The sequence below is a fragment of the Microbacterium sp. BE35 genome (assembly GCF_031457705.1).
Classification (GTDB): domain Bacteria; phylum Actinomycetota; class Actinomycetes; order Actinomycetales; family Microbacteriaceae; genus Microbacterium; species Microbacterium trichothecenolyticum.
In genome coordinates, this window is the sequence record NZ_JAVDXD010000002.1 from 117,512 (window position 1) to 130,083 (window position 12,572).

At 71.5% G+C, this 12,572-nt stretch carries 12 protein-coding genes; 10 read left to right on the plus strand and 2 right to left on the minus strand.

Annotated elements, in window-relative coordinates; genetic code table 11:
* Positions 1 to 16: 16 nt before the first annotated feature.
* Complete coding sequence (locus J2Y46_RS06815) at positions 17 to 340, minus strand: hypothetical protein (RefSeq protein ID WP_157005643.1); 324 nt, start codon at positions 338 to 340, stop codon at positions 17 to 19.
* Positions 341 to 674: 334 nt separating this feature from the next.
* On the opposite strand from J2Y46_RS06815, the gene xylA reads away from it, so the two are divergent.
* The 7 genes from xylA to J2Y46_RS06850 all read left to right on the plus strand — a co-directional run bounded on the left by xylA (position 675) and on the right by J2Y46_RS06850 (position 8,679).
* Complete coding sequence (xylA, locus tag J2Y46_RS06820) at positions 675 to 1,865, plus strand: xylose isomerase (RefSeq protein WP_045301326.1); 1,191 nt, start codon at positions 675 to 677, stop codon at positions 1,863 to 1,865.
* A gap of 122 nt (positions 1,866 to 1,987) precedes the next feature.
* On the plus strand, positions 1,988 to 3,292 hold the full coding sequence (xylB, locus tag J2Y46_RS06825; RefSeq protein ID WP_310241231.1) for a xylulokinase: 1,305 nt from the start codon (positions 1,988 to 1,990) through the stop codon (positions 3,290 to 3,292).
* Positions 3,293 to 3,622: 330 nt separating this feature from the next.
* A complete protein-coding gene (locus J2Y46_RS06830; protein WP_310241233.1) occupies positions 3,623 to 3,994 on the plus strand; it encodes a hypothetical protein in 372 nt (123 codons plus the stop codon).
* Complete coding sequence (locus J2Y46_RS06835) at positions 3,939 to 5,561, plus strand: response regulator transcription factor (protein WP_310241236.1); 1,623 nt, start codon at positions 3,939 to 3,941, stop codon at positions 5,559 to 5,561. Before J2Y46_RS06830 ends, J2Y46_RS06835 begins: the two co-directional genes overlap by 56 nt.
* Positions 5,562 to 5,688: 127 nt before the next feature.
* Positions 5,689 to 6,783, plus strand: a complete 1,095-nt coding sequence (locus J2Y46_RS06840) for a class I SAM-dependent methyltransferase (RefSeq protein WP_310241238.1) — start codon at positions 5,689 to 5,691, stop codon at positions 6,781 to 6,783.
* A 184-nt stretch (positions 6,784 to 6,967) separates the two neighbouring features.
* Entirely contained in the window at positions 6,968 to 7,807 is an 840-nt protein-coding gene (locus J2Y46_RS06845) for a transposase (protein ID WP_310241240.1), read from the plus strand.
* Positions 7,808 to 7,881: 74 nt separating this feature from the next.
* Entirely contained in the window at positions 7,882 to 8,679 is a 798-nt protein-coding gene (locus J2Y46_RS06850) for a GTP pyrophosphokinase family protein (protein ID WP_045301335.1), read from the plus strand.
* Positions 8,680 to 8,731: 52 nt separating this feature from the next.
* Here the strand turns inward: J2Y46_RS06850 and J2Y46_RS06855 are convergent, their stop codons facing one another.
* Positions 8,732 to 9,322, minus strand: a complete 591-nt coding sequence (locus tag J2Y46_RS06855; RefSeq protein WP_045301336.1) for a TetR/AcrR family transcriptional regulator — start codon at positions 9,320 to 9,322, stop codon at positions 8,732 to 8,734.
* A 64-nt stretch (positions 9,323 to 9,386) separates the two neighbouring features.
* On the opposite strand from J2Y46_RS06855, the gene J2Y46_RS06860 reads away from it, so the two are divergent.
* The 3 genes from J2Y46_RS06860 (at position 9,387) to J2Y46_RS06870 (ending at position 12,498) form a co-directional block, all read left to right on the plus strand.
* Positions 9,387 to 10,517, plus strand: a complete 1,131-nt coding sequence (locus tag J2Y46_RS06860) for a hypothetical protein (protein WP_310241242.1) — start codon at positions 9,387 to 9,389, stop codon at positions 10,515 to 10,517.
* A gap of 296 nt (positions 10,518 to 10,813) precedes the next feature.
* Entirely contained in the window at positions 10,814 to 12,016 is a 1,203-nt protein-coding gene (locus J2Y46_RS06865) for a cation:proton antiporter (RefSeq protein ID WP_045301337.1), read from the plus strand.
* Entirely contained in the window at positions 12,013 to 12,498 is a 486-nt protein-coding gene (locus J2Y46_RS06870; RefSeq protein ID WP_045301339.1) for a hypothetical protein, read from the plus strand. The genes J2Y46_RS06865 and J2Y46_RS06870 overlap by 4 nt, the downstream gene beginning before the upstream one ends.
* Positions 12,499 to 12,572: the final 74 nt, after the last annotated feature.

The window sequence follows — 12,572 nt, forward strand, 5'->3', positions numbered from 1 at the left end:
CGGCGGGGCCGAAGGATCAGTCGGACGGGCGTTCGGCGCCGGCCGGGGAGATCGCGTCGACCGCCAGGGCGAAGTCGAGCGTCTGGAGCACTTCTACGGCCCGGTCGTAGCGAGCGCCGGCGAGGACGACGAAAACGGCCCCGACGACGTCGATGAAGCCGACGGTCGCCGCGGTGGTGCTGACCTCGTAGCGATCGATGTCGATGCGCTCCCACCGGACGGCGGAGTCGTCGGGTGCCGGCGACTCCGGTCGTCGCGTCGGCAGTTCGTTCCGCGACGGCATCGCGCGCGACCGCAGCGCGCCGCGTCTCACCGGTGAGGACGGCCTCTCGAGCACCATGGGGAGGCTCCTCTCGTCGTGCCCCGATCCTCTGCCTCGCCTGCGCTTTTCGCGCAGGGGGTTGACGCGTTGGGATGGGCCGACCAGGGCTGACGCCGGCGTCCGCGCGACCGGATCGCGCTCCCGAGATCATTCTCCGCGCTTCGACGGGGACCGCGTGTTAAGGCCTGATGAACTTCCGGTCACAACCGGACACGCTGTGACCCGCGCAGTCGTCTGATCATCGCCTCGCGACCCTTGAGGCGCGGTTCGTGCGGGAAGCGCCGTTCGTGGTGGACTCGGCATCCGTTCTGGTATAGGTTGTCGGCAGCAACATTTACCGCGAAGGAGCGTCATGCCCACCCCCACCCGCGCCGACAAGTTCTCTTTCGGTCTCTGGACCATCGGCTACAACGGCACCGACCCCTTCGGCGGGCCGACCCGCAACCACCTCGACGTCGTGCACGCCGTCGAGAAGCTCGCCGAGCTCGGCGCGTACGGCCTCACCTTCCACGACGACGACCTGTTCGCCTTCGGCTCGACGGATGCCGAGCGCCAGACCCAGATCGACCGCCTCAAGGGCGCACTGGCCGACACCGGCCTGATCGTCCCGATGGTCACCACCAACCTCTTCTCGGCGCCGGTCTTCAAGGACGGCGGCTTCACGTCGAACGACCGCGACGTGCGTCGCTTCGCCCTTCGCAAGGTGTTCCGCCAGCTCGACCTCGGCGCCGAGCTCGGCGCCAAGACGTTCGTCATGTGGGGTGGCCGCGAGGGCGCCGAGTACGACTCCGCCAAGGACATCCGCGCCGCGCTCGAGCGCTACCGCGAGGCCGTCAACCTCCTCGGCGACTACGTCACCGACAAGGGCTACGACATCCGCTTCGCCATCGAGCCCAAGCCCAACGAGCCCCGCGGCGACATCCTGCTGCCGACGCTCGGGCACGCGATCGCGTTCATCGACTCGCTCGAGCGCCCCGAGCTCGTCGGCCTCAACCCCGAGGTCGGCCACGAGCAGATGGCGGGCCTCAACTTCGCCGCGGGCATCGCGCAGGCGCTGTTCCACGGCAAGCTCTTCCACATCGACCTCAACGGGCAACGCGGCATCAAGTACGACCAGGACCTGGTCTTCGGACACGGCGATCTGCACAACGCATTCGCGCTCGTCGACCTGCTCGAGAACGGCGGCCCCGGCGGCGTGCCCGCTTACGACGGCCCGCGCCACTTCGACTACAAGCCCTCGCGCACCGAGGACGAGACCGGCGTCTGGGACTCGGCCGCCGCGAACATGCGCACCTACCTGCTGCTCAAGGAGCGCGCCGCGGCCTTCCGCGCCGACCCCGAGGTGCAGGAGGCGCTGGCCGCGGCGAAGGTCGACGAGCTGTCGGTGCCGACGCTCAACCCGGGCGAATCGTACGAGGACTTCCTCGCCGACCGCTCCGCCTACGAGGACTTCGACCCGTCGGTGTACCTGGGCGGCAAGGGCTTCGGCTTCGTCCGCCTGCAGCAGCTCGCGACCGAGCACCTGCTCGGCGCCCGCGGCTGACGCACCGGGTCCGCAGAACCGACTCGCCAAGACACGCCGGGAAGCGCTCGCGCCTTCCGGCGTGTCTTGGCAACTCGTGGGGAGTTCCCCGCGACGACAGCACTCGAAGTGGAGGAGGGCGCATGGCGCTCGTGATGGGGGTCGATTCGTCGACGCAATCGTGCAAGGTCGTGATCACGGATGCCGCGACCCAGACGGTCGTCAGGCAGGGGCGTGCGTCGCACCCCGACGGCACCTCGGTCGATCCCGGGGCCTGGTGGCGCGCGCTGCAGGAGGCGATCGCCGACGCCGGAGGGATCGACGATGTCGAGGCCTGGGCGATCGGCGGGCAGCAGCACGGCATGGTGGCGCTCGACGCCGAGGGGCGCGTCGTCCGCGACGCGCTGCTGTGGAACGACACCCGGTCGGCGCAGGCCGCGTCCGACCTCACGGCCGAGTTCGGCGCCGAGGAGCTCGCCCGGCGCACGGGCCTCGTGCCCGTGGCATCATTCACGATCACGAAGCTCCGCTGGCTGCGCGACCACGAGCCCGAGAACGCGGCGCGGGTCGCCGCCGTCGCCCTGCCGCACGACTGGCTGACCTGGCGGCTGCGCGGGTTCGGCCCCGACATCGAGTCGCCACGCGGCCCCGTGCTCGACGAACTCGTCACCGATCGCTCCGACGCGTCGGGCACCGGCTACTGGGACCCCGCCACCGGCGGCTACGACCGCGAGCTGCTCATCGCCGCGCTCGGTCACGACGCGGTGATCCCGCGCGTGCTCGGACCGGACGAATGGGTGACGGATGCCGCGGGCCGGCGCGTCGGCGGCGGTGCCGGCGACAACGCGGGCGCGGCCCTCGGCCTCGGCGCCGGTCCCGGGGACGTGGTCGTGTCGATCGGCACCAGTGGAACCGTGTTCGCGGTGAGCGAGGAGCGCACGATCGATCCCACCGGCACGGTCGCGGGTTTCGCGGACTGCACGGGCCGGTTCCTGCCGCTGGTCGCGACGCTCAACGCCGCGCGCGTGCTCGACGCGATCGGGCGCGTGCTCGGCGTCGACCACGCCGAGCTGTCGCGCTTGGCGCTGGGCGCCGAACCCGGTGCCGCGGGCCTGACTCTGGTGCCTTACTTCGAGGGCGAGCGCACGCCGAACCTCCCCGACGCCACCGCCTCGCTCACGGGCATGACGCTCGCCTCGACGACGCGGGAGAACCTCGCGCGCGCCGCGGTCGAGGGCATGCTCTCGGGGCTCGCGGCCGGGCTCGAAGCTCTCCGCCTCCTCGGCGTGTCGCTCGAGCGCGCACTGCTCGTCGGCGGCGGCGCGCAGTCCGAGGCGGTGCGCGATATCGCGCCCCTCGTGCTCGGGCTGCCGGTCGAGGTGCCCGAGCCGGGGGAGTACGTGGCTCTCGGCGCCGCGCGGCAGGCAGCATCCGTCCTCTCTTCCTGAGCTCTCTCGCTCTCGTGGGCGCGTCCGTGCTCTCACGCCCCGGCCACGTCCGGACTTCGCAGGTTCGGCGGCCCGCAGCAAGGGGAATCCCGGACTCCGGCTCGCGGAGAGTCTTTGCGGATCGGGCCAGATTCTCCACGAAGTCCGGACTTCGCAGATTCGCGGGCCTGAGACTCTGCGATTCCCGGACCTCGCGGCCACTGGAGCAGCGGGCGGAGAAGACGTCCCGGCGGGACCGGACCCGTGCGGGCTGAATCGTGCAGTTCGCCCCGGCGGAAATGGGTAGAACTGCCGATGTATCGCCGGGGGCGGAATCCGTATCTTCCCTATATGGATGCTGCGACGCTCGCCGGTACGGTCTCGACCGTGCTGTTCGCCGCGGCCAATCTACCGATGGTGGTGAAGGCCGTGCGGTCCGGCGATCTGCGCTCGTACAGCCTCAGCGCGCTCGTGATGGGAAACGTCGGCAACGCCGTCTACACGGTCTACGTGCTGAGCCTGCCGTTCGGGCCGATCTGGATCCTCCACGGCTTCTACCTCACGACCATGGCGATCATGCTCGCGCTCTACGCGGTCTCGGCGGACGCGCATCGGGGTCGCAGAGCGACCACCGGACACGGCGCGATGACGGCGGTAGCATTCGGGCATGGCGGACACGGTCGCCGTGCTCGAACAGGCTCGGGCGGCATACCGGTCCGGTGACTGGGAGACGGCGCGGGAGGCGTTCGAGGGGGCTCGCCGCGACGCCGCGGCCACCGGTGCCGACCTGCGCGCGCTCGCGTCGTGCGAGTGGTGGCTCGGGCGGCAGGACGCCTGCCTCGGGGGCCTGGAGTCGGCCTTCCGTGTGCTCTCCGAGGAGGGCGACGCGATGGGCGCGGCCGAAGCGGCGCTCGTCGTCGCGCTCGTACGCCTGATCCGCGCCGATATCACCGTCGGAACCGCGTGGGTGCGGCGCGCGCGGCGGATCCTCGCCGATCTTCCCGACGGTCGCGGGCACGCCTACGAGGTGTACCTCACGGCGAGCATGGACCTCGACGGAACCGGCGCGCTGTGGCCGGCCGAGAGCGTGTCGCGCATGCGCGAGCTGGCCGACGCGCTGCGCCAGCCCGCGGTGTCCGCCCTGAGCGCGGTCGCGGCCGGGATGCACGCGATCCGGGCGGGGCGCACGGCCGAGGGATTCGCGCAGCTCGACGAGGCGATGCTCTGCGTCGTGTCGGACGAACTCGAGCCGGAGTGGGCGGGCGACGTGCTGTGCACCACCATCCACGTGTGCCATGAGCTCGCCGATTTCCGCCGCATGGCCGACTGGACCCGCGCGACCGAGGCCTGGTGCGCCGCTCGCGGCGCGCACGTCCTCTACGCCGGCGTGTGCCGCGTGCACCGACTTGAGCTCCAGTCCGCGAGCGGGGAATGGGATGCTGCGGAAGCGGCGCTCGAGCGCGCGTGCGAGGATCTCGGATCCGATCACCCCTGGATCGCCGGTGAGGGATGGAACCAGCTCGGCGAGATCCGGCGGCTCCGGGGGGACGCCGCCGGAGCACGCGAGGCTTACCGCCGTGCGAGCGAGGCGGGCATCGACCCGGTCCCGGGAGAGGCGCTGCTGGTGCTCGCGGACGGCGACACCGAACGGGCCGCGGCGATGATCGCCGCCGCGCTCGAGCAGCGGGACCGCATGGGTCGCGCGCGGCTGCTGCGTCCGGGGATCGAGATCGCTCTCGCGGACAGGCGGCCTCGGGAGGCCGAGCACCTGCTCGACGAGCTCGAGGACGACGCGCGAGCCTTCGGCAGCGACGGGTTCCACGCGTGGGCGGCCCACGGGCGCGGGATGATCCTGATCCAGGCGGGCGATGCTGCGGGCGCGGTCGGCCGGCTGCACGCCGCCCTCGACCTCTTCCGGCGCTTGGGGCAGCCCTGGGAGCAGGCGAACGTGCTCTGCTGGCTCGCCACCGCGCAGGAGCTCCGCGGAGAGCCGGCGCTGGCCGCGCAGCTGCGGGAGCAGGCGGGCGCGATCTTCGAGCGCCTCGGCGCGCCACCGGTTGTCGTGCGATCCGCGGCGGCCGACGACGGCGGGCCGCTGACCGCCAGGGAGCGCGAGATCGTCGAGCTCGTCGCGCAGGGCAGGGCCAACAGGCAGATCGCCGACGAGCTCTTCATCAGCGAGAAGACCGTGAGCCGGCACCTCGCGAACATCTACGTGAAGCTCGACGTCGGCTCGCGCACAGCCGCCGCCGCATGGTGGCGCGAGCATGCGGGCAAGCGCGTTCGGTGATGGGCCCTGCATCGAATGGTGCAGACGCGCCGGGCGGATCTGCGAGATTCTGCCGACGTGGCGGCTCCCTCACGCTCCGTAGCGTCGGGGCCAGACATCAGACGGAGCACTCGTGAAGGAGGACAAGATGTCAACGACCACCGAGTCCGAGGTGAAGACCGAGACCGGGGCCACGGCGGCCTTCGCCGACCGGATCATGGAAGCCACGCTCGGCTGGATGGACCTCATGGCCGTCCACCTCGGCTCGCAGCTCGGCTGGTACGCCGAGCTGTCGCGGGCCGACGGGCTCACCGCCGACGAACTCGCCGGGCGCACGCACACCGACCCGCGGTACGCGCGCGAGTGGCTCGAGCAGCAGTCCGCGACCGGCATCCTGCGCGCGGATGAGAGCACTGATCCCACCGCCCGGCGGTTCCGCCTCGGGCCGGGTGTCGCCGAGGTGCTGCTCGACCGGCGGAGTCTGTCCTACCTCGAACCGCTCGCTCGGATGGCGGCGGCCTCGGGGACCCAGATCGACGCCCTCCTCGACGCCTACTGCACCGGCGGCGGCGTCAGCTGGGAGCAGCTCGGCCGGCACGCCCGCGAGGCGCAGGCCGACATGAACCGGCCGTGGTTCGATGATCTGCCCGACCTCTTCGCGGGGATCGGCCGGCTCGATGCCGTGCTCCGGCGCCCTGATGCCCGCATCGCGGACCTGGGCTTCGGCGGCGGCTGGTCCTCGATCGCCCTGGCGAGGGCGTACCCGCAGCTGCGCGTGGTCGGTCTCGACATCGACGAGGCCTCCGTCGAGGCGGCCCGGCAGAACGCCGCTGAAGCCGGGGTCGCCGACCGCGTCGAGTTCCTGTTGTGCGACGCGGCGCTCGTCGCCGAGTACGGCCCGTTCGACGCCGTCTTCGCGTTCGAGTGCCTGCATGACATGCCGCATCCTGTGGAGGTGCTTTCGGCGGCGCGCGCCGCGGTGAGCGACGACGGCATGGTCGTCATCATGGATGAGGCCACCGAGGAACGCTTCGCCGCGAACGCGAGCGAGCTCGAACGACTGCTCTACGGATTCAGCCTCTTCGTCTGCCTGCCCGACGGTCGCTCGCACGCACCGAGCGCCGCCACCGGGACGGTGATGCGCCCCTCGACCCTCCGCGGCTACGCGCGTTCGGCGGGGTGGTCCGACGTCCAGGTGCTGGTCCCCGAGTTCGGCCTCTGGCGCTTCTACGAGATCGTCTGACCCGTGGCGGCCCTGCCGCGAGTTCATCGCGGCCGGGCTTGCGGGATCGCGATCCTGCCGCATTCGCCACCGTTTGCAGGACTGTTCCGGATGCCGCGCGACGGCCATCGCGGTACAACGGCGTTGGTCGCGCTCGCCGCGATCGGTCCTGAGGACGGTCGGGGCCATGGGACACAATGGGCGCATGGCCGACGCCGACGAACAGCTCGACGCGATCGCCGCCGAGCTCTACGCCCTCCCGCCGGCGGAGTTCACGGCCGCCCGCAACGCGCGTGCCGGGCTCGCGGGGCCGGCGCTCGCCAAGCGGCTCAAGGCGCTGCGCAAGCCCACCGTCTCGGCGTGGGCGGTCAACCTGCTCGCCCGCGACGGACAGCTCGCCGATGCGGTGGAACTGTCGGCCGCCCTCCGCGAAGCGCAGGACGACCTCGACGCCGCCGAGCTGTCACGCCTCGGCCGCCAACGACGTCAGCTGGTGGCCGCCCTCGCGAAGCAGGCGGTCGGGCTCGCCGAAGAGGCGGGCGGCACCCTCAGCACGGCGGCGCGCGACGACGTCGAGAAGACGATCAACGCGGCAGTGATGGATGCCTCGGCCGCGGCCGCCGTCCTGACCGGCCGGCTCGTCAAGCCGCTGGAGGCGGGCGACATCGAGCCGGCGGCGCTCGCCGACGCCGTGGGCGGGTCGCTCCCCGGAGCGGTGGCCGCGTCCCCGCGCGACGACCTCGCCGAGCGCCGGGCGCGCAAGGCGGCGGAGAAGGCCGCGCGCGAGGCGGAGCGCCTCGCGAACGAGGCGGAGCGTGAGCTCGCCCGCGTCGACGCGCGTCGCGCGAAGGCGCAGGAGCGGGTCGACCACGTGCGGGAGCGCATCGACGACCTCCGCCGCGACCTCGCCGCCCTCGAAGCCGACGAGCGGGCGGCCGTGGAGAAGCTCGACGCGGTCGAGGTCGAACGGTCCGCGGCGGCAGTGAAGGCCCGCGACGCCGCCGAGGCGTCGGAGCGCGCGCAACGGGTCCTCGACGACGCGTGAACCGCCGCGCTCGCTGGGCCGCCGCGTCCGCCTCTCACAGGACTCTCGTAGAACCGCCGCCTAGCCTGAACGGCATGGCGACTCCCGCACCTCTGGTGCCCGCGACGGCGTCCGACGAGGGTGAGATCACGGTCTCACCGAGCGAGCTCCGGGAGCTCCGGGACGAGCTGCAGCGCTTCATGATGGAGTACCGGTTCGGCCTGCAGGAGGTCGAGACGAAGATCGGCATCCTGCGCGACGAGTTCCTGCTGACGCACGACTACAACCCGATCGAGCACGTCTCGAGCCGTGTGAAGTCGCCCGACAGCCTGGTCGAGAAGGTGCAGCGCAAGGGCATCGACGGGGACTTCGCATCGATCCGCCGGAGCATCACCGACATCGCCGGCATCCGCATCACGTGCAGCTTCACCGCCGACGTGTACCGCCTCTTCGACCTGCTGACCGCACAGGACGATGTGCGCGTCCTCCAGGTCAAGGACTACATCGCGTCGCCGAAGTCCAACGGGTACAAGAGCCTGCACGCGATCCTCGAGGTGCCGGTGTTCCTGTCGACCGGGCGCATCGAGGTGCCCGTCGAGGTGCAGTTCCGCACTATCGCGATGGACTTCTGGGCGAGCCTCGAGCACAAGATCTACTACAAGTACGCGACGCGCGTGCCCGACGAGCTGCTCGAGAGCCTCAAGGACGCGGCCGAGACCGCCGCCGAACTCGACGCCCGCATGGAGCGTCTGCACCGGCAGATCCGAGGGGGCGGCGCGGGCCAGGTCGCTCCCGTCGCCGTCCGCGAGATCGCCGCCGTGCCGGCTTCCGCCGAGACGGATCCGGATGCTGCGGCCCCGCGCCGCGACGACTCCGACATCCGCCCGGTCTGAGGTCCACGTCCCGGACGGACGAACCAGGAGGCTGCGTTCTGCGGCGCGGTGGTCAGCTCGCCAGGACGGCAGCGGTGCTCTCGAGGTAGTCGTCGACCGTGCGCGGCCCGAAGACCGCGCTGTTGGCGATATAGCCCTGCGCGAGGGCGGCGATCGAACGTGCGGTCGCTGCGGCGAGGGCCGCGGCATCCGTCTCGTCGGTCGTCCGTGAGCGCGCCCACGGTCCGATGGCAAGGGCGAGCGAGGCGCGCAGGCGTCCGGCGGTGCGCAGCATCTCGTCGTGGACGCCGGGCTCGACCATCGCCTCCCCCCAGAACTGCAGGATGAGCGAGGGCGACAGCCCCACTTCCGCGAACATCGAGAGCATGCCCTGAAGCGCCTGCCGCGGCGTCACCATCTGGCCGCGCTGCCCGGCGTCCTCGAGGGCGTCGATGCGGGGGAGCAGGTAGCGACCCACGACGTAGCGGGCGAGTTCGGCCTTGTTCGTGAAGTGCGAGTAGATCGCGCCGGTCGACAGGCCCGACTCGGCGACGATGTCGGCGATGGACGTGTCGCGCACTCCGTTGCGCTCCAGCACGCGCAGCGCGGCCCGCGCGATCTCCTCGCGGCGGGCCTCACGGTATTCCTCCGACACCTTGGGCATGGAAACAGAATACCGATTCTGTTATTCTCGCAAAAAGAACCGTCATTCTTTTTAGGAGGCCGCGATGAACGCTCATCGTGACGCAGCATCGGTGGATGCCGCACCCGCACGCCCCACGAAGTGGGGTGTCGCCGCGTTGTTCGGACTGCTCGGCTCCGTGATCGTCGCCGTCATCGTGATGGCGTTCGTCTGGCCCGCGGCGACCTCGCAACCGCAGAACCTGCCCGTCGGCATCTCGGGACCCGCCGGGGCCGTGACCGCCGTCGAGGACAAGCTCGCTGAACAGGACCCCGCGCCGTTCGACCTCCACGAGGTCGATACGCGCGACGACGCGGTGTCGCAGATCGAGTCCCGCGAGCTGTATGGCGCGATCCTGCTGGGCGACGAGCCCGAGGTGCTCATCGCGACGGCGGCGAGCCCCGTCGCGGCGCAGGCGCTGCGCGGAGTCGCCACCCAGCTGCAGTCGCAGATCGACACGGCCGCCAAGACCGCGCTGACCGACCGGCTCAGCGCGATCGTCGGAGCGCTGAAGTCGGGGCAGATGCCGCAGCTGCCCGACGGCGCCTCGGGTGCCGCGCCGGTGATCCCCACGGTCACCGTCACCGACGTCGTGCCGCTGGCAGACGGCGACAGCGCGGGCGCCGGACTCGCGGCATCCGTCTTCCCGATGGTGCTGGGCGGCATGCTCGGCGGCATCCTGCTGACGCTGCTCGTGCAGGGGGTCGTGCGCCGACTGGTGGGGCTGGTCGTCTTCGGCATCGCCGCGGGCGCCCTGATCGCGCTGGTGATGCAGACCTGGTTCGGCATCCTCGCCGGGGACTGGCTGCTCAACGCCGCCGTGCTGGGCCTGGGCGTGACGGCGACCTCGGCGCTCATCGTCGGGCTCGCCGCGCTGATGGGTCCTCCCGGTATCGCCGTCGGCGCGGTCATCACGATGTTCATCGCCAACCCGATCGCCGGCGCCGCACTGCCGCCGCAGTTCCTTCCCGAGCCATGGGGCGCCGTGGGCCAGTTCTTCGTCCCGGGTGCATCGGCGAACCTGCTGCGATCGGTGATGTACTTCCCGGATGCCTCGACCTGGGCGCAATGGACGATCCTGGTCGCCTGGCTCGTCGGCGGCGTGATCCTCGCGCTCATCGGCCACCAGCGGAACCGGGCCGAGTTCACGCCGCCCGAGCGGCAGCTGGAGCACTGAGCCCTCTGCGATCCCACGAAGACCGAGCCGTGGGCGTGCCCGCTCGAGGCGAACTCGGCGGGGGCGACCGCCTTCTACGCCCCGCTGCTCCTGGCGCAGGGACCTCGAGGACGAGCTCGTCGTGGCGTCCGACAGGACGGAGTTCGCACAGCACGAGGCCGACCTCGGTAGGGACGTGACGCACCACGAGATCCGGTGCGCGAACCATGGGACCGTGGCCCATCCGGCATGCCGGCGATGCTCCGCTGACTCGACAGGGTCTCGGCGGGGCGACCCCGCGTGGCTAGTCTGTTCGCGTGGACGGTCTCACACCCTCGACGCTCCTGCTGATTCCGCTGCTGGGGTTGCTCGCCCCGATCCTGGCCCGAGGCCTCGGGCGCTGGGTGCGCGTGCCGGTGGTGGTGTTCGAGCTCGTGCTCGGCATCCTGATCGGGCCGGCGGTCCTCGGATGGGCGGGGCCGAGCGCCTTCGTCGACACGCTGGCCAACTTCGGACTCGCGATGCTGTTCTTCGTCGCCGGCACCGAGATCGAGTTCGGATCCTTCCGCGGGCGCCTCGGGCGTCGCGCCTCGCTCGGATGGATCATCAGCCTCGCCGCGGGCATCGCCGCCGGCTGGCTGCTCGCGCCCGGGGAGGCGGCGATCGTGATCGGCGTCGCGCTGTGCTCGACGGCGCTGGGCACCCTCCTGCCGATCCTGCGGGACGCCGGCGAGCTGCGGACCCCGTTCGGCCGCGCCGTCGGCGCGATCGGCGCCGTCGGCGAGTTCGGGCCGCTCATCGCGATCTCGATCTTCCTCGGCGGCCGCGAGCCGGGTCTGTCCACCATCGTCCTCGCGCTCTTCGCCGCGTTCGCCGGGCTCGCGATCTGGCTCGCGTTCCGGGTGCCGCGCGGCGCGATGCACTCGTTCGTGAATTCGACGCTGCACACGTCCGGGCAGTTCGCGATCCGCGTCGTGTTCGTGATCCTCGCCGCCCTCGTCGCGCTCAGCGTCGTGCTCGACCTGGACATGCTGCTCGGGGCCTTCACCGCCGGCATCATCTGGCGTCTGCTCATGCGCGATGCCTCCGAGCACGACCGTCACGCCGTCGAGAGCAAGATCGAGGGCGTCGCGTTCGGCTTCCTCGTGCCGATCTTCTTCATCTACACCGGCATCACGTTCGACCTGCAGGGCCTGCTCGAGGACCCGGTGCTGTTCTGGCTGGTGCCCGTGGTTCTCGTCGGGCTGTTCGTCGTCCGCGGGCTGCCGTCGACCCTTGCCGCGCCCGAGGGGTCTTCCCGCCGCGAGCGCCTCTCGATCGCGCTCCTCGGGGCGACCGGACTGCCGATCATCGTCGCGGTGACCCAGATCGGCGTGGACGAGAAGATCCTCGACACGACGCAGCAGACCGTGCTCGTCGCCGGCGGCATGCTGTCGGTGCTGCTGTTCCCGCTCGTCGGCATGGCGCTGCGCGGCGAGAAGCTGAAGGCCACGCCATCCTTGATGGACGACATGGCGTGAGCACCCTCGAGCTCCTCGATGCCGCACGCTCGCGGCTCGCCGACGCGCCGCGCGAGGCCCTCGGCGAGATCGTCGTGCCCAGGCGCTTCCTGGGGGTGGCGCGTGCGCCCCGCATCGAGCGCCGCGGCGCGGCATGGCACCTCGGCGTGCTGCTGCTCACCGACGACGCCGTCTTCGCCACCGGCGACGTCCTCCGCGCCCGCCAGGAGGCCCGACGCGGCTACACCGCGGAGTCGCAGCGGCAGCGCGCCGAGCTCGCCGCCGCCGCACGCCGGGGCGGCTTCGCGGAGGGCGAGACCGTGCACATCGGATGGCGGATGCTGCAGCCGGGCGCCGTGGACAGGGGCGAGGCATCCGCCCCGCTGTTCTGCTCCGATGGCGTGCCCAGCGTGAGATGGAGCGCCGCCGGCGGACTCATGCCGCTCGAGGCGTACCTCTTGGAGCGGGTCGCGCTGCTGCTCGACCCGTCGCGCGGCGCGTGAGGCAGACCGATATCGGCCGCTGGTCCCGATGTCAATACCACTCGCCGAGGTGTGGCACCCGTCCTACCGTGTGA